At 71.9% G+C, this 17309-nt stretch carries 13 protein-coding genes; 5 read left to right on the top strand and 8 right to left on the bottom strand.

What is annotated here, in order from left to right; translation table 11 throughout:
- Nucleotides 1-26 precede the first annotated feature (26 nt).
- From ACFYZ3_RS11840 to ACFYZ3_RS11815, 6 genes are all read right to left on the bottom strand, one after another.
- The gene (locus ACFYZ3_RS11840) at nt 27-1832 is read right to left on the bottom strand and encodes an ABC transporter ATP-binding protein (RefSeq protein ID WP_388515675.1); all 1806 of its coding nucleotides are present in this window, start codon (nt 1830-1832) and stop codon (nt 27-29) included.
- 2 nt (nt 1833-1834) lie between these two features.
- The gene (locus tag ACFYZ3_RS11835; protein WP_388515673.1) at nt 1835-2887 is read right to left on the bottom strand and encodes an iron-siderophore ABC transporter substrate-binding protein; all 1053 of its coding nucleotides are present in this window, start codon (nt 2885-2887) and stop codon (nt 1835-1837) included.
- Nucleotides 2888-2980: 93 nt separating this feature from the next.
- Nucleotides 2981-3838 (bottom strand): ABC transporter ATP-binding protein, encoded by an 858-nt coding sequence (locus tag ACFYZ3_RS11830; protein ID WP_388515671.1) that lies wholly within the window; start codon nt 3836-3838, stop codon nt 2981-2983.
- A gap of 38 nt (nt 3839-3876) precedes the next feature.
- Nucleotides 3877-4968 carry a FecCD family ABC transporter permease gene (locus ACFYZ3_RS11825; RefSeq protein ID WP_388515987.1) on the bottom strand — a complete coding sequence of 364 codons (1092 nt, stop codon included), beginning with the start codon at nt 4966-4968 and terminating at the stop codon, nt 3877-3879.
- An 11-nt stretch (nt 4969-4979) separates the two neighbouring features.
- Complete coding sequence (locus ACFYZ3_RS11820; RefSeq protein ID WP_388515669.1) at nt 4980-6044, bottom strand: FecCD family ABC transporter permease; 1065 nt, start codon at nt 6042-6044, stop codon at nt 4980-4982.
- Between the two features lie 11 nt (nt 6045-6055).
- Nucleotides 6056-7411: a lysine N(6)-hydroxylase/L-ornithine N(5)-oxygenase family protein gene (locus ACFYZ3_RS11815; RefSeq protein ID WP_388515667.1), complete on the bottom strand. Its 1356-nt coding sequence runs from the start codon at nt 7409-7411 to the stop codon at nt 6056-6058.
- A 175-nt stretch (nt 7412-7586) separates the two neighbouring features.
- On the opposite strand from ACFYZ3_RS11815, the gene ACFYZ3_RS11810 reads away from it, so the two are divergent.
- Nucleotides 7587-8534, top strand: a complete 948-nt coding sequence (locus ACFYZ3_RS11810) for a methionyl-tRNA formyltransferase (RefSeq protein ID WP_388515665.1) — start codon at nt 7587-7589, stop codon at nt 8532-8534.
- A gap of 84 nt (nt 8535-8618) precedes the next feature.
- Here the strand turns inward: ACFYZ3_RS11810 and ACFYZ3_RS11805 are convergent, their stop codons facing one another.
- Nucleotides 8619-8858 (bottom strand): DUF5302 domain-containing protein, encoded by a 240-nt coding sequence (locus ACFYZ3_RS11805; protein WP_109030963.1) that lies wholly within the window; start codon nt 8856-8858, stop codon nt 8619-8621.
- Between the two features lie 38 nt (nt 8859-8896).
- Nucleotides 8897-10762, bottom strand: a complete 1866-nt coding sequence (locus ACFYZ3_RS11800) for a CocE/NonD family hydrolase (protein ID WP_388515663.1) — start codon at nt 10760-10762, stop codon at nt 8897-8899.
- Nucleotides 10763-11059: 297 nt separating this feature from the next.
- On the opposite strand from ACFYZ3_RS11800, the gene ACFYZ3_RS11795 reads away from it, so the two are divergent.
- The 4 genes from ACFYZ3_RS11795 to ACFYZ3_RS11780 all read left to right on the top strand — a co-directional run bounded on the left by ACFYZ3_RS11795 (nt 11060) and on the right by ACFYZ3_RS11780 (nt 17242).
- Nucleotides 11060-11494, top strand: coding sequence for a PGPGW domain-containing protein (locus ACFYZ3_RS11795; RefSeq protein ID WP_388515661.1), 435 nt, complete (start codon nt 11060-11062; stop codon nt 11492-11494).
- A 122-nt stretch (nt 11495-11616) separates the two neighbouring features.
- Nucleotides 11617-12576 (top strand): alpha/beta hydrolase family protein, encoded by a 960-nt coding sequence (locus ACFYZ3_RS11790; RefSeq protein ID WP_388515659.1) that lies wholly within the window; start codon nt 11617-11619, stop codon nt 12574-12576.
- Between the two features lie 132 nt (nt 12577-12708).
- Nucleotides 12709-14028: a DEAD/DEAH box helicase gene (locus ACFYZ3_RS11785; protein WP_388515657.1), complete on the top strand. Its 1320-nt coding sequence runs from the start codon at nt 12709-12711 to the stop codon at nt 14026-14028.
- A 205-nt stretch (nt 14029-14233) separates the two neighbouring features.
- Entirely contained in the window at nt 14234-17242 is a 3009-nt protein-coding gene (locus tag ACFYZ3_RS11780; protein WP_388515655.1) for a family 16 glycoside hydrolase, read from the top strand.
- The last annotated feature ends 67 nt before the right edge of the window (nt 17243-17309 follow it).

The following is a 17309-nucleotide window of genomic DNA, read 5'->3' as shown; positions in this document are numbered from 1 at the left end:
GGCAGGCTAACCTAACTTAGGCATGCCTAACACCCCGGCCGGCTGCCCTCCCGCCAGGCCCGCCACAGCCGTGCGTAGCGGCCGCCCAGGGCCACCAACTCCGCGTGGGTGCCCTCCTCGACGACCCGTCCGGCGTCCAGGACGGCGATCCGGTCCGCAGCCATCGCCTGGGTCAGCCGGTGCGCCACGAACAAGGTGGTGCGTCCGGCGCACGCGGCGAGCACGGCCCGTTCCAGCTCCGCGGCGCCCTCGCTGCCCGCCTCCGCGGTCGACTCGTCGAGGACCACCACGGGCGCCCGGCCGAGCACCAGCCGGGCCAGCGCGATCTGGGCGACCTTGGTCACGTCGAGGCGCTCACCGCCCTCGCCCACGGGTGTGTCCAGCCCGTCGGGCAGCGCGTCGACCCACCGACCGGCGCCGACGGTGCGCAGGGCGGCCAGGAGTTCGGCGTCGGTCGCCTCCGGCGCGGCCAGCCGCAGGTCGTCGGCGAGCGGACCGGAGAACACGTGCGTCTCCTGGGTCAGGATGCTCACCAGGGCCCGCGCCCCGGCCTCGTCCAGCTCCGCCAGGTCGGCCGGCCCGACGCGCACCGACCCCGACTGCGGGGTCCCGATGCCCGCGACCAGCGCGGCCAGCGTCGTCTTGCCCGCGCCCGTCGCCCCCACGAGGGCGAGCGAGCCCCCTGCCGGGATCGTCAGGTCGACGTCCCTGAGGACCGGTTCCTCGGCGCCCGGGTAGGTGAACGTCAGCCCCCGCACGGTCACCGGGTACACTCCGGCCGCCGCCGTCCCGACGGACGCGTCGCCGACCAGCCGGTCCTCCGCGTCCTCCCCGAGCACGCCGACCAGCCGGGTCAGGCTCGCGCCCGACTTCTGCGCCTCGTCGAAGGTGAACATGATGGCGCCCAGCGGGGTGAACAGCCGGTGGAAGAGCAGCGGTGCCGCGGAAACCTCGCCCAGGGTGGCCGCGTCCGCCTCCAGCAGCGCGTAGCCCACCACGATGATGAGGGTCAGTCCGATGAACTCGGCGCGGTTCTCCCGGCCGACGAACCGGCCGAAGAACCGGAACACCTCGATGCCGAGCTCGCGCACCCGCCACGACTCCCGGGTGACCTGCTCCCGGAAGGCGCCCTCGAGCCGGTAGGCCCGGACGGTGTCGATGCCGTTCAGGCCGCTGATCAGGGCCTGCGCCCGGTCGGCCTGGGCCACCCGCTGCTTCTGGTACAGCGGGGCGGACCTCGGCAGGTACCAGCGCAGGGCCAGCGCGTACGCGGGCAGCGCACCGGCGCCCGCCAGACCGAGCCGCCAGTCGAGGCCGAACATGCCGGCCGTGGCGATGGCGACGAGGACGCCCGCGGAGAACACCGTGGGTACGGCGGTGCGGATGCCCTTGGAGATCACGGCGACGTCGTCGCCGACCCGGGACAGCACGTCGCCGCGGCCCACCTGTTCGACGCGCGCGCTGGGCATCGCCAGGACGGCGCGGACGGCGCCCTCCCGCAGCCGGGCGAGCAGGTCGGCGCCCAGCCGACCGATCAGATAGGTCGACACCGCGGTCGCCGCCGCGCCGAGCAGCGCCGCGGCGGCCATCAGGGCCCCGATCGTGACCAGGACGGACTGCGACTCGCCCCCGGCCACCGCGTCGACCACCCGGCCGAGCAGCAGCACGGGGAGCACCTGGAGTGCCGCTCCGGCCACCGTGGTGAGCACCGTGGCGGCCGTCAGCCACGGCACCTCGCGGCAGTGGGCCGCGACCCACCGGCCGGCCTCGCGCCCCGTGGCCGTACGCAGGACGGCCGGGGCCGTGGCGACGCGGGTGCCGGTGACGCTCACACCTACCCGGCCGACTTGACGAGTTCGTCGACGGCGTACGGCATGGACAGCAGGGTGCCCTGGGAGATGGCCGCGCCGACCGCCGGGCCCTCGCTGTCCAGCAGGTACGAGACCTTGCCGTTCTTGACGGCGTCCAGGTTGGTGAACAGCTCGAACTTCTTCAACGCGTCCTGGTCCGCCTTGTCGTTGATGACGAAGATGCGGTCCACGTCGACCAGGTCGACGCGCTCGGGCGAGAGCGTGGTGTAGAAGTCGCCGCCGGCGACCTTGTCGATCTCGGTCTGGTACTTGAAGCCGATGCCGGTCACGAGCCGCCCGCGCACATCGGTGGAGGTGAACGGGGCCACCGAGTCCTTATACCAGGACAGCACGACCGCGGTCCTGTCCGCGAACTCGGGGTGCGCCTGCTTGGCCGCGTCCAGCTTGCCCTGGATGTCGGCCACCATCTTCTCGCCCTCCTCGGCCTTGCCGAGTGCCTTGGCGATGTGCAGCGCGTTGTCCTGCCAGGGAGCGCTGAACGGCTCCTTCTCGCCCTTGGTGCGGCCCACCGTGGGCGCGATCTTGGACAGCTTGTCGTAGGCGGCCTGGTCGATCTCGGAGTAGACCGCGACGATCAGGTCGGGGCGCAGGGCGGCGATCTTCTCGTAGTTGGGACCCGTGTCACCGTTCTTCATGATGACCTCGGGCCTGGTGTCCCCCCACTTGTCCTTCACCCAGGGCCACTGGGTGTTGATGTCGGGACTCCGGCCGGCCGGGTTCGGGTACTGGTCGACCATGCCGACGGGCTTGATGCCGAAGGCCAGGACGGTCTGGTCGTCGGTGTAACCGACGGAGACGACCCGCTCGGGCGCCTTCTCGACCTTCGTCGTTCCGAACGCGTGCTCCACGGTGACCGGGAAGGCGCCGGCCGCGGCCGGGGTGTCGCCGTCGGCCTGGTCCGCCGAGTCGTCCGAGTCGGAACCGCACCCCGCGAGGAGTCCGACGCCGAGCGCGGCGGCGGACAGGGCCGCCGCGAGTCGTCGCCAGGGCTTCATACGCGTCGTTCTGAGGAGCATCCGGAGATCCCTTTGCTGTCGCGCCGTCCACTGCGCCCCCTCTGAGGGCAGCACACCATATCGCGCCTGAGTGAGGTTAGCCTACCCTCACTATTACAACTCGACTGCGGCCGGGTCGAGTTCGACATGGGTGCGTCCGATCGGCACGATGAGCGGCCGGTCCCCGACCGGATCGTCGATCACCTTGGCGCGCAGCCCGAACGCCTCGTGCAGCAGACCGGCGGTGATGACGTCGCGCGGGTGCCCCTGCGCCAGGATCGCGCCCTCCCGCATGACGACGAGGTTGTCGCTGTAGCGCGCGGCCAGATTGAGGTCGTGCAGCACCATGACCACCGTGCGCCCGGACTCGTGCAGGTCGTCGACGAGGTCGAGCACGTCGACCGCGTGCGCGAGGTCCAGGTACGTGGTCGGCTCGTCCAGCAGCAGCAGGTCGGTGCCCTGGGCGAGGGTCATCGAGATCCACACCCGCTGGCGCTGCCCTCCGGACAGCGAGTCCACGGGCCGGTCCGCGAGGTCGGACACGCCGGTCATGGCCAGCGCCTGCCGTACGACGTCGGCGTCGTCCGAGGACCACTGCCGCAGCCAGCTCTGGTGCGGGTGACGGCCCCGGGCGACCAGGTCGGACACCGTCAGTCCCTCCGGTGCCACCGGTGCCTGGGGCAGCAGGCCGAGCTTCTTCGCCACGTCGCGGGTGCGGAGCGCGGCGATGTCCTCGCCGTCCAGCACGACCGTTCCGCCGGTCGGCCTGAGCAGCCGGGACAGGGTGCGCAGCAGGGTCGACTTGCCGCAGCCGTTCGGTCCGATGATGGTGGTGATCACCCCGGGCGGGATCGCCACGTCGAGACCGTCGATGACGGAGCGGGCCCCGTACCCGACGGAGACGGCCCGGGCCGCCAGCCGTGAGGCGCCGTCAACTTCCGTTTCGGTCCCGGTGATGGACTGAACGACCACAAGGCCCCCTCGATTAGGCTCACCTTACTTTGTACCAGCTATCTGCGGTTCGCCCGCACCAGCAGATAGACGAGGAAGGGCCCGCCGATGGCGGCGGTGACCACGCCGACCGGCAGCGAGACGGGCAGGGCGGTGCGCGCCACCAGGTCGGAGCCGGTCAGCAGCAGCGCCCCCACCAGGCCGGAGGCCACCAGCGGCGGGGTCGGGCACCTGGCCAGCCGCATCGCCACCTGCGGCGCCACCAGCGCGACGAACGGCACCGGTCCCGCCGCGCTCACCGCCACACCGGCCAGCAGCACCGCGCAGAGCAGCAGGACCGCGCGCACCGCCCCGTACCGGACGCCGAGTCCGGCGGCGACCTCGTCGCCGAAGTGCAGCGGCTTGAACTGGAAGGCGACCGAGGCCACGACGACCAGCAGGACGAGCGTGCACCACAGCGCGACGTGGACCTCGCCCCACGACCGGTTGTCCAGCGAGCCCACCAGCCACGCCTGGGCCCGGGCCACGTCCCTGATGTCGGCGGTGACCAGCAGCCAGGTCGTGATCGCCTGCATCACGGCGTTCACGGAGATGCCGATGAGGATGAGCCGGAAGCCGTCGATCCCGCGGCGCCACGCCATGAAGTACACCAGCAGCCCCGTGCCGAGGCCGCCCGCGAGCGCCGCCGCCGACAGGCCCACGGAGTCGGCCACGGCCGTGGCGGCGCCGCCGGACACCGTCACCAGGAACACCGCGACCGCGCCGGCGCCGCTGGTGATGCCGAGGACGTCCGGGCTGGCCAGCGGATTGCGGGCGATCGACTGGGTGAGGGCGCCGGACACCCCGAGCGCGACGCCCACGACGAGCCCGGCGAGCGCGCGGGGCATCCGCAGATCCATGATCACGAACCGGTCGACCTGCTCGCCCCCGCCGAAGACGGTGGCGACGACCCGGGGCAGGGCGATGGGGAAGTCCCCGACCCCGATGGACAGGCAGAACACCAGGAAGCCCGCCACGGCCAGCAGCAGGGTGACGCCCGCGATCCAGGGCCGCCACACGAACGACAGGCCGCCGAACCGCACACCGGGCGCCACCGGAGCCCGCACGTCCGCCTTCACATCCACCGCCGCATCCGCCCCGTTCGCCTTCACGTCCGCCCCGTTCACGCGCTCTTGAACTTCCCGCGCCACACCAGGACGGCGAAGAACGGTGCACCGAGGAGCGAGACGACCACCCCGGCGTCCAGCTCCCCGGGCCGTACGACCAGTCGCCCCACGATGTCGCAGACCAGCAGCACCACGGCCCCGAGCAGACCGGCGTACGGCACGAGCCAGCGGTAGTCCGGGCCGGTCAGGTACCGGGCCACGTGGGCCACCATGAGCCCGAGGAACGCGATGGGGCCGCAGGCCGCCGTCGCCGCCCCGGCCAGCAGGGTGATGGCGACGATGCCGACGGTGCGGGTCAGCGCGGTGTTCACCCCGAGTCCCCGTGCGACGTCGTCGCCCAGATTGAGCAGGTTGACGGAGGGCAGCGTGGTCAGCGCCAGCAGCAGCCCGGCGGCGATGAAGGCGGACACGGGCCAGATGACGTCGAAGCCGACCCCGGTCAGCGAGCCCGCGTTCCAGAACCGCAGGGCGTTCAGCGAGGCCTTGTCCGTCAGCGCGACCGCCGTGGTCATCGCCGCGAGGAACACCGTGACCCCCTGCCCGGCCAGCGCGAGCGTCAGCGGGTTGCCCGCACCCCGGCCGATGCTCGACAGCCCGAACACGACGACGCCGGCGACCGCCGCGCCCGCGAAGCCGAGCCAGACGTACTGGAACGGGCTGGTGAAGCCGAAGGCGGCGATTCCCGACACCACGGCGAACGAGGCACCGGAGTTCACCCCCAGCAGCCCCGTGTCGGCGATGGGGTTGCGTGTGTACCCCTGGATCAGTGCCCCTCCGACGCCCAGCGCGACACCGGCCACGACGGCGAGGACCGTGCGGGGCACCCGCACGGTCTGCACGATGAGCCTGATCTCGGTGAGGCGCTGGTCGGACTCGGGCGCCGCGAACAGCCCGTGCCAGACCTCGGCGGGGCTGAGCGCACGCGCGCCGACGGCCAGCGAGGCCGCCGCCGCGACGAGGAGGAGCGCCGCGAGCACCCCCAGACCGGCAACACGGCGCCGCCGCGCCTCTGTTGGGCCGCTGGGAGTGGGCGCGGGACGCTCCACCTCGGTCGTGGTCATAGCGCCGTACATTAACGCGCGCCGGTGCCGGTCCCGTCGGCGACCGTGCGGGCCTCGTCGGAAGCGGACTTGAGCCCCCGGTCGAGGAGCGACTCGAGGATCTCGCCGACCCGGACGGCGGTGTTGGAGAGCAGCGACGAGGTGATGCCGTGCGTGTGCTCCGTGCCGCCCTGGAGGTAGATGCCGCAGTGCAGGGCGGGGTCGGTGGCGACGCGGTAGTCGCGCTCGACGCGCACCCGGCCCTCGTCGTCGCGCAGGCAGCGGTCCGCGACCCCGCCGAGCAGGCCGAGGGGGTCGGCCGGTCCGTAGCCGGTGGCGAGGACCACGACGTCGGCGTCCAGGTGGCTCTCCTCGCCGGTGACCAGCGACGTCACGGTGGCGCGCACCCGGTCCGGGGTCTCCTTGACGTCGGAGAGCCGGGACACGTTGAGGAAGCGCAGCCGCTCGGTGCCGAGGACCTTCTCCCGGTACATCTGCCGGTACAGGTCGTCGATCAGGTCGATGTCCACCACGGAGTAGTTGGTGTTGCCGTGGTAGTCCATCAGCCGCTGCTTGACGCTGCCGGGCGCGGTGAAGTAGTCGTCGACCGCCGCCGGGTCGAAGATCCGGTTGGCGAACGCGCTGTCGTCGGCGGGGCTGTAGCCGTAGCGGGCGAAGACCGCGCAGATCTCGGCCGAGGGGAAGCGGCGGTGCAGGTAGGCGACGTTCTCGGCGGCGCTCTGCCCGGCGCCGACGACCACGAACCTGGAGGGCGAGGTGCCTTCCAACGCGTCGACCCTGGCCAGCAGTTCGGAGTTGTGCCAGACACGGTCGCCGCGTTCCACGCCCTCCGGCACGAGGGGGCGCAGTCCGGTGCCGACGACGAGGTTGCGCGCCCGGTGGACCTCGAGCCCCTCCCCCGAACGGACCGTCACCTCCAGGTGGTCCACGACGCCGTCCCGCACGACGGGGGCGACGCCGACGACTTCGTGGCCGTAGGAGACCATGTCGACGACCTTGGCCGCGGCCCACTCGAAGTAGTCGTGGAACTCGACCCGCAGCGGGAAGAGGTTCTTGTGGTTGATGAAGTCGATCAGCCGCCCCTTGCTCTGCAGGTAGCAGAGGAAGCTGTACTCGCTGGCCGGATTGCGCAGGGTCACCAGGTCCTTGAGGAAGGACACCTGCATGGTCGCGTCGTCGATCAGCATGCCGCGGTGCCAGCCGAAGCGCGGCTGCTGCTCGAAGAAGCGGGCGTCGAGCTCCTCCTGCCCGCCGGCCCGTGCGTTGTGTTCGCGGATCGCGATCGCCATGGCGACATTGGACGGTCCGAAGCCGATACCAATGAGGTCGTGGACCAGCGTTGAGTCAGCAGGAAGAACCTGTGACATGTCACTCCTCTCGTGCGCCGGAAACTTAGGTGAGCCTAAGCTAATGAGATACGGCTGTCGATAGGGCCCGCCGGGGGCCGGTTCGAGCCAACTGGGGAGTCTCGGGACGGTGTTGCGCACTAAGGTAAGCCTTGCTTAACTGCCCGGGTCAGTCCCTGCCTTGAGGAGGAACCCCATGCGGGTCGTCATGTTCGGCTACCAGACCTGGGGCCACCGCACCCTGCGAGCCCTGCTGGACTCCGAACACGACGTGGTCCTCGTGGTCACGCACCCCAAGAGCGAGCACGCCTACGAGAAGATCTGGAGCGACTCCGTCGCCGACCTCGCCGAGGAGCACGGCGTGCCGGTGCTGATCCGCAACCGGCCGGACGACGACGAGCTGTTCGAGCGCCTCAAGGACGCCGATCCGGACATCATCGTCGCCAACAACTGGCGGACCTGGATCCCGCCGCGCATCTTCGGCCTCCCGCGCCACGGCACGCTCAACGTGCACGACTCGCTGCTGCCGAAGTACGCCGGGTTCTCCCCGCTGATCTGGGCGCTGATCAACGGCGAGACCGAGGTGGGCGTCACCGCGCACATGATGAACGACGAGCTTGACGCGGGTGACATCGTGCGCCAGGAGGCCGTGCCGGTGGGCCCGGCGGACACCGCGACCGACCTGTTCCACAAGACCGTCGACCTCATCGCCCCGGTCACCATCGGCGCCCTCGGGCTGATCGCGGCCGGGCAGACGGAGTTCACCAAGCAGGACCGGTCCCGGGCGAGCTTCTTCCACAGGCGGGCCGCCGAGGACATCCGCATCGACTGGAACTGGCCGGCCGAGGACCTGGAGCGACTGGTCCGGGCCCAGTCCGAGCCGTACCCCAGCGCCTTCACCCACCACCGGGGCAGGCGGCTGGAGATCCTCGCCGCAGTGGTCTCCGAGGGCCGCTACGGCGGTACGCCCGGCCGGATCTTCTACCGGGAGGGCGAGGGCGTGGTGATCGTCGCCGGGGCCGACGCGCGCCGGGGCCGCAATCACGGCCTCGCCGTCACGCGCGTACGGACGGAGGACGGGCGGGAGTTGGCCGCGACGGAGTACTTCACCTCTATGGGCGGCTATCTCGGCGCCCGTCCCTGAGCACAACGCCCGGACGCCCACGAGGGGCAGGGCCCGACCGTGCTGCCACGGTCGGGCCCTGCCCCGGGACGGTCGCGCGCGGCCTCAGCCGCTCTTGCGCCGGAACGACCGCTGGCTGGCGGCCGGACCGTGGGTGCCCCGGATCTTCGCCACGTCGGCGTTGGCGGCGAGGGCGGCGGCCTCCGCCTGTTTGCCGCGCTTGCGCTCCAGCGCCTCGCGGAATTTGTCCTTCAGGTTGTACTGACCGTCGGCATCGGGTGTCAGGGCGGTGCTCTCGGCCTCCGCCGGTTCCGAACCTGCTTGCGATGAAGACTCTTCAGTCATGGCGACCTCCTGGGCTCGGACAACGGGAGCCCAGCTTGTCACGACCGGCCGCCCGGAACCACCGAGAATGTTCCCGGGCGGGCCGGCAGGCTCACCGTGTACTGGCGCAGATACGTGTCCAGGTACGGCGACCGGTCACCTGCGGTGGCGATGTCGTCGGCCGGGTCGTCCAGCGCCAGCCTGAGCCTGGCCCCCTTGACCTCGACGGTCTCGCCGGAAGGCGTGTCGCGCCAGGAGCCGGTCTGGATGGAACCGATCTCCACCGCCAGGACGTGCCCGGCGGCGAGGGTCCAGTCGGTCGCCTTCAGGTCGACCCGCATCCGGCCGGACTTCACCAGCGAGACCTGCTCGTCGAACATGACCGCGGTGCCGTCGGGGGCGACGTCGTACAGCTTGAGCATGACGTTGCCCTCGCCGCGGGCCGTCAGGGACACCTGCGGAGTGCCGGTGACGCGCGTGGCGCCCTTCAGCGGCTTCGACCAGACGAAGAAGCTGGAGGCGACCTCACCGGTGCGCTGGCGCTTCGCCAGTTCCGCGGCCAGCCCGGCCGGGGCCGGCTGCTCGGTCGCGGGCGCGTTCTCCATGTCCCACCTGCCGGTCGGCTGCGGCGGAGCCTTCGGCGCCGGGCCGCCGGACGCGGTCAGGGCCGCGCGGGCGGACGCCCCGCCGTCGTCCACGTAGGAACCGCCGCCGAGCGGAAGGGTCACCGAGCGCTCGGTCACGGGCCAGGTGCGCTGGGCGCGCCAGGCGCCGGTGGAGTCCTCGACCGCGTAGGCCGGGTAACGCACCGTCGGCCTGGTCCCCTTCAGGTACTGGTCGTAGAAGGAGAGGGTCTCGTCGTACCAGCCCTCTCGCCCCATCGCCAGGCGTCCGTCCTCGACGCGGTCGCCGCCGCGCACGTGGTCCCACTGGCCGAGCCAGCCGCGCTCGGGGCCGCGGTGGTTGTCGAGGTACTCCTCCATCTCCTCGGGCTTGGTGTTGTTCTCGACGAAGCCCTGCGTGACGAACAGCGGGGTGTCGCTGCCCCGGGCCATCCTCGCGAGGTCACGGGAGGTCCAGTGCTCGTCCCGCTGGTCGGATATCCGGTATCCGGCCGAGTTCTCCGTGAGGCACTCCGGGTGGGTCTCCTCGTAGCGGGCGGCGGCCTGGTACTGCGGGTCGTCGTCGGCCATCGCAGGCATGGAGGCGATGGAGTTGTAGGCACCGGCGGTACCGGTCACGTTCGGGCGGGGCACCCCGTTGGAGTAGATGTACTGGTACATGTCCCACACGGGTTCCTGCGCGACGACTGCCTTGAGCGCCCGCTGGTCCAGGTTGTTGCCGATGAGGCCGGTGACGGCGTCGTACGACTTGCCGTACATGCCGACCGCGCCGGTGGACCAGGGCTGCTTCGCGGCCCAGTCGACCGCGGCCTTCACGTCGGCCTGTTCGCCGGGGCCGCCCCAGTCCAGGCAGCCGGTGGAGCCGCCGAAGCCGCGCAGGTCCACCATGACGAAGGCGTACCCCTGGTCGAACAGGTCGGTGCCCTCGATGAAGTCCTGGAAGCGGGCGGAGGGGCCGGTGTGGGACCAGCCCTCGGGGCCGGTCTGGCCCGCGTGGGCGAAGTACGGGCCGATCGACAGGATGACCGGCACCTTCTCCTTCCGCTTCAGCCCTTCGGGCAGCAGGACGTCGGCGTGCAGCCGGGTGCCGGAGCGGTCGGAGGACGGGAAGTAGTGCTGGGTCCAGACCGAGCCCTCCGGGACGCGGTCGTTCTCCTCGTGCGTGACGGGGCCGTTCCCGGTGGCGGACGGCCCGGCCTCCGCCTCGTGCGCCGCGACGGCGGGGCCGCCCAGACCGACGGTCAGGGCGAGGGCGGCGACGAGTGCCGAGGCGGTCCGGACGACCGCGCGACGTGGTCTCACATGCTCCTCCTTGGAAGGCGGGTGCAGGTGGTACGGGTGGTGCAGGTCTAGCAGCGAAGTCACCCACACGTCGATGGGGCCGAATCGCAACTACCCCTCCCACATCGGGCGTTGACGGACGCGACCGCCACCCGCCGCCGGCCGGGCCCGCGGGACGACGGCACCGGGTCCTCACCGGCGGGGCACACGGCTCCGCGCCCCCGTCCGCTCCGGAATCGCCCGCGCCCCGATCCCTGCCTAGGCTGGGGCACGCCGACGGAACCGAAGTCCTTGCCGACCGCAGGAGAGTGGGGCGCCATGGCGCGGGGAGTCGAATCGATCCGGCGCACCGCCCTGGGCGCCCTCGGCGCCGTCCTGCTGCTGATCGGCGTCGCGCTGCTGGTGCTGCCCGGGCCCGGCCTGCTGCTCGTCTTCGCCGGGGTGGTCCTGCTGGCGCGCGCCGTCCCGGCGCTCGACCGGTTCGTCGCCCCGGTCCGCGTCCGGGCGATGCGTGCCGCCGAGGAGAGCGTCTCCTCCCGTTGGCGTATCGCCGGGTCGGTGCTCGTGGGGCTGTTCCTCCTCGCCGCGGGCGTGGCCTGGGGTCTCGTGCCCGAGCTGCCGTACTCCGGATGGGCCACCGGGGCGAGTCTGATCGTCTCGGGCTTCGTGCTGTTCGCCCTGCTCGGGTGGAGCCATCGCCGGGTGCGGGCGGCGCGGCGCGGGTCGCCGCCGACTTCGGACAGCACGCGTTGACCAAACGGGACAGCGTTCCGTATATTTAACCGGGACAGCGTCCCGCTTTCGTCGCGCCGACGCACCCCTTCCCCACGGCATCGCCGTCTCCGTTGTCGATTCAACGAACGGACACACGCACCATGAGCGCACCGACCCACGCCACCGACTTCGTCTCCCCGCCCGTCCCCGTCCTCTCCGTGGCCCCGGTCGTGATACCGGCCCCGGGGCGGCCCGTGGACCTCCAGGTACGGGTCTCCGTACCCGTGACCGGGACGGGCCTGCCCGTCGTCCTGCTCTCCCACGGCCAGGGCTACTCGAACCACCTCTCCTCCCTGAACGGCTACGCCCCGCTCGCCGACCACTGGGCGGCACACGGCTTCGTCGTGATCCAGCCGACCCATCTCAGCTCGCGGACCCTGGCGCTGGATCCCGCGACCCCCGGGGCACCCCTGTTCTGGCGCTCGCGCGCCGAGGACATGACGCGTGTCCTCGACGGGCTCGACATCCTGGAGAAGGCCGTCCCACAGCTCTCCGGCCGACTGGACCGGAGCAGGGTCGCGGTCGCCGGGCACTCGATGGGAGGACACACCGCGAGCCTGCTGCTCGGCGCCCGGCTCACCGACCCGGACGACGGCACCGAGGTGGACCTGGCCGAGCCCCGGATCGGGGCGGGCGTCCTGCTGGCCGCTCCCGGCCGGGGCGGCGACGCCCTCAGCGAGTCCGCCGCGAAGAACATGCCCTTCTTCCTGACCACGGACTTCTCCCGGATGACCACGCCCGCGCTCGTCGTCGCCGGTGACCAGGACGACTCCGCCCACCTCACGGTGTCCGGCCCCGGGTGGCACGCCGACCCGTACTGGCTCTCCCCCGGCCCCAAGTCCCTGCTGACCCTGTTCGGCGCGGAGCACGGGCTCGGCGGGGTGGCCGGTTACGACGTCGCGGAGACCACCGACGAGGACCCCGGCCGGGTGGCCGCGGTGCAGCGGCTCACCTGGGCCTACCTGCGCTCCGCGCTGTACCCGGAGGACACCGCCTGGCGGGCGGCGAGGGACGCGCTTGCCGCCGGGCCGGATCCGCTCGGCCGGGTCGAGTCGAAGTAGGCCCCGAGCGGTCGGGCCGTGAGGCGCGGGGAGGCCCGCTGGTAAAATGGGCCCACGCTTTGAGGCGCCCGGGTCCGTACCGAGGGGTACGGGCCCGGTCGCGTTCCTGGCGCCTGATCAGAAAGGTCCCCCATGAACGCGAAGCCGACCGCATCCTTCGACGGCCTCGGACTGCCGCCCGTGCTGGTGGAGACGATGACCGCCCTCGGGGTGACGCAGCCGTTCCCGATCCAGGCGGCGACCCTGCCCGAGGCGCTGGCCGGGCGCGACGTCCTCGGCCGGGCGCGGACCGGCTCCGGCAAGACGCTGGCCTTCGGGCTCGCCCTGCTCACCAGGACCGCGGGCCGGCGCGCGGAGCCGAAGCGGCCGCTGGCCCTCGTCCTGGTGTCGACCCGGGAGCTGGCCCAGCAGGTGAGCGACGCGCTGGCGCCGTACGCCCGGGCGCTGGACGTCCGCCTGACCACGGTCGTCGGCGGGCTGTCGGTCAACCGGCAGACCCAGGCGCTGCGCGACGGCGCCGAAGTGGTCGTCGCCACGCCGGGCCGCCTGACCGACCTGGTCTCCCGCCGGGACTGCCATCTGAACCAGGTGCGGATCACGGTGCTGGACGAGGCGGACCAGATGTGCGACCTGGGGTTCCTGCCGCAGGTCTCCGGGATCCTGGACCAGGTCCCCTCCGACGGGCAGCGGCTCCTGTTCTCGGCCACCCTCGACGGCGACGTCGACGAGCTGGTGCGGGACCGTCTCCACGACCCGGTCCCCGTGTCGGTCGACCCGGTGTCGGCCTCGGTGAGCACGATGGAGCACCACGTACTGACCGTCCACCCCGCCGACAAGTACGCCACCGCCACCGAGATCGCCGCCCGCGACGGCCGGGTGCTGATGTTCCTCGACACCAAGGCCGGGGTCGACCGGTTCACCCGGCAGCTGCGGGCCGCCGGGGTGTCCGCGGCCGCCCTGCACAGCGGGAAGTCGCAGCCGCAGCGCACCCACACCCTCGCCCGGTTCGTCGAGGGCGGGGTCACCGTGCTGGTGGCCACCAACGTCGCGGCGCGGGGCATCCACGTCGACGACCTCGACCTCGTCGTCAACGTCGATCCGCCGGCCGACGCCAAGGACTACCTGCACCGCGGCGGGCGCACGGCGCGGGCCGGCCGGGCGGGGAGCGTGGTCACGCTCGTCACCCCGGACCAGCGGCGCGAGGTGAACCGGATGATGTCCGAGGCCGGGATCCGGCCGACGGTGACCCCGGTGCGGTCGGGCGAGCAGAAGCTGACGGACCTCACCGGCGCGAAGCGCCCGCCGGCCGGGCAGGGCAAGGAGAGCGGCAACGCCCGGTTCCGCGGGATGGGCACCCGTCCCGCCGGTGCCGCGAAGGGGTCCCGCAAGGCCGTCGAGGCGCGCAAGGCCGCTCAGGCGCGCGCGGCGGCTCGAGTACGCAGGGGCCGCTGACCCCGCGGGCGAACGTGGCGCCCGGAGACGGAGGCGAACGTGCCGCCCCGGAGGCGGACTTGGCGTCCAGAACTTTGCACACACTGATGACAAAGTATGGACATGCCAAGCGGAAGTCTCCTACCTTGGCGGCGGAACGTCCGTCCTGCCGCACAAGACCGGAGCGACATCCGGCACGGTCCGGTCCCCACCACCCGGAGGACCCATGCACCCACGGCTGTTCTCACGTGCCCGAAGACACCTCATCCTCCTGCTGACGTCGGCCGTCGCGCTCGGCGGCGCCTGGGCCGCCCCGGCGTCCTCGGCGGCCCCAGCCGACATCCCGCCGCAGGAACCCGGCGTCACGCTGCGCGTGTTCGACGTCCAGACGCCGCTGAACGAGCTGTGCACCCTCAAGCCGGGCCAGACCCCCAACCACGACAAGCTGATGCCGACGGTCGACTGGTCCACCACCGCCGACTTCGGCGGCATCGCCGACAACTTCGTGTCCCAGGCGTCCGGTTACCTGGTGGCGCCGCGTGACGGCACCTACGTGTTCCGGCTCGTCAGCGACGACGGCTCCCGGCTGACCCTCGACGACGCCACGGTGATCGACCACGACGGGCTGCACGGCGCGGAGCCCAAGGACGGCACGGTCGAACTCACCGCGGGAGCGCACCCGCTGCGCATCGACCACTTCGACCGCGGCGGCGGCCAGCAGGTCCAGCTGTCCTGGATGCCGCCGGGCGAGAGCGGGTTCACCGTCGTACCCACCGAGGCGCTGAGCACCGACGCCGGGGTCGTCCGGGTGACGGCGCCGGGCCGCAAGGAGTGCGAGGCCGGGCGCGACACCCCCGGCGACGGTCTGCCGCTCACCTCCGTGCGCCCCGACCTCGACCTCACCGACCTGCGCCCCGAGGGCTTCGAACCGCAGGTCACCGGCATGGACTGGCTGCCCGACGGACGCCTGGCCATCAGCACCTGGGGCGGCACCGACAACGTTGCCGGAGAGGTGTACCTCCTGGACAACGTCACCGGCGAGACCAGCCGCGACAAGGTGACCGTCGAGAAGGTGGCGAGCGGGCTGCGCGAGCCCATGGGCATCAAGTACGTGGACGGTTCGCTCTACGTCTCGCAGAAGCACGAGCTGACCCGGCTGGTCGACAGCGACGGCGACGACGTGACCGACGAGTACCGCACGGTCGCCACCTGGCCCTACGGCGGCAACTTCCACGAGTTCGCGTTCGGCCTGCTCTACCGGGACGGCTACTTCTACGTGAACCTCTCCGTCGCCATCGACCTCGGCGGCGCTACCACCAACCCGCAGCCCGCGCCCAACCGCGGGACGACCTACAAGATCAGCAAGAAGACCGGGAAGATCAGCGCGATCGCGGGCGGGCTGCGCACGCCCAACGGCATCGGCTGGGGACCGGGCGGCAGTCTGTTCGCCACCGACAACCAGGGCGGCTGGCTGCCCGCCTCGAAGCTCGTCCAGATCAAGCAGGACCGCTTCTTCAACCACTACACCGAGCCGGCCGGGCCCTTCGAGGACTCCCCCGTCACCGAGCCGGTGCTGTGGCTGCCGCAGAACGAGATCGGCAACTCGCCCTCCACCCCGCTGTACCTCACCAAGGGCAGGTTCGCGGGCCAGATGCTGATCGGCGACGTCACCTACGGCGGCCTCCAGCGCGCCTACCTGGAGAAGGTGAAGGGCCAGTACCAGGGCGCCGTCTTCCGCTACACCCAGGGCCTGGAGGCGGGCGTCAACCGGGTCTCCATGGGCCCCGACGGCGCGATCTACACCGGCGGCCTGGGCGCCGACGGCAACTGGGGGCAGGAGGGCAAGCTGAAGTTCGGCCTGCAGAAGCTGACGCCCAACGGCGGCAACACCTTCGACGTCCAGAAGATGCGGGCGGTGCCCGGCGGCTTCGACCTGACGTACACCCAGCCGGTGTCCGAGGAGACGGCCGCGGAGCTGGCGTCCCGCTACGAGGCCCAGCAGTGGCGCTACACGCCGACCGGCGACTACGGCGGCCCGAAGATCGCCGAGGAGGAGCTGGCCGTGCGGTCCGCGACGCTCTCGGACGACGGCCGCACCGTGCGGCTGCGGCTGGACGGCCTGAAGCCGGACCGCGTCGTGCACGTGCGCTCCCCGCGCCCGTTCACCTCGGCCTCCGGCGAGACGCTCTGGAGCACCGAGGCCTGGTACACCCTCAACGAGATGCCCGGCAAGCAGCCGCCGGCGGCCACCCTGTACGAGGCCGAGGAGGCGCGGCTGACGGGGAAGGGGGGCATCAACACCGACCACGTCGGCTATTCCGGCAGCGGCTTCGTCGACCGCTACGCCACCGAGGGCGACGTCACCACGACGTTCGACGTGACCGTCCCGAAGACCGGCACCTACGACGTGGGCCTGCGCTACTCCAACGGTCCGAACCCCTTCGAGGGCACCAAGTCGCTCTCCCTGTACGCGGGCGGGAAGAAGGTCCGCCAGACACAGCTCCCGTCCACCGGGGACTGGGACACCTGGTCCACGCGCACCGAGAGCGTGCGGCTGCGCGCCGGACACAACACGGTCTCCTACCGCTACGACCCGGGCGACACCGGCCACGTCAACCTCGACCTGATCACCGTGCGCCCGCACGGGGCCCGGGTCGCCCTGTTCGACGGCACCGCCGCCTCGCAGGAGCAGTGGCAGCACACGGACGGAAGGAAGGTCGCCTGGCCGCTGGCCGAGGAGCGGTCGATGGAGGTGTGCTGCGGCGACATCCGCACCAAGGACGCCTACCAGGACTTCAAGCTCCATGTGGAGTTCCGGGTGCCGCTGCTGCCGGACGACGTGACCGGCCAGGACCGCGGCAACAGCGGCATCTACCTCCAGGACCGCTACGAGCTGCAGATCCTCGACTCCTACGGTGACACCACCCTGGACACCAACGAGGCCGGGGCGATCTATCTGAAGAAGGCACCCGACACCAACGCGGCGACGGCCCCGGAGACCTGGCAGACGTACGACATCGTCTTCCGTGCCGCCCGCTTCGACGAGAACGGCGCCAAGACCGCCGACGCGCGGGTGACGGTGGTGTGGAACGGCCAGACGGTCCACGACGACGTCGCGCTCGACGGACCCACCGCGGCGGGCCGGGCCGAGACCCCGGCCGCCGGGGCGATCCGGCTCCAGGACCACGGGAACAAGGTCCGGTTCCGCGACATCCGGGTCGAACCGCTGGACTGACCCCCAGGCGTGCGGGGCGGTCCCTGACGGCCGCCCCGCACCTCCCGCTCCACGGATCCGGTGGGTG

This window comes from Streptomyces sp. NPDC001599, assembly GCF_042893535.1.
Taxonomy (GTDB): Bacteria; Actinomycetota; Actinomycetes; order Streptomycetales; family Streptomycetaceae; genus Streptomyces.
This window is presented reverse-complemented; position numbering and strand designations above follow the sequence as displayed.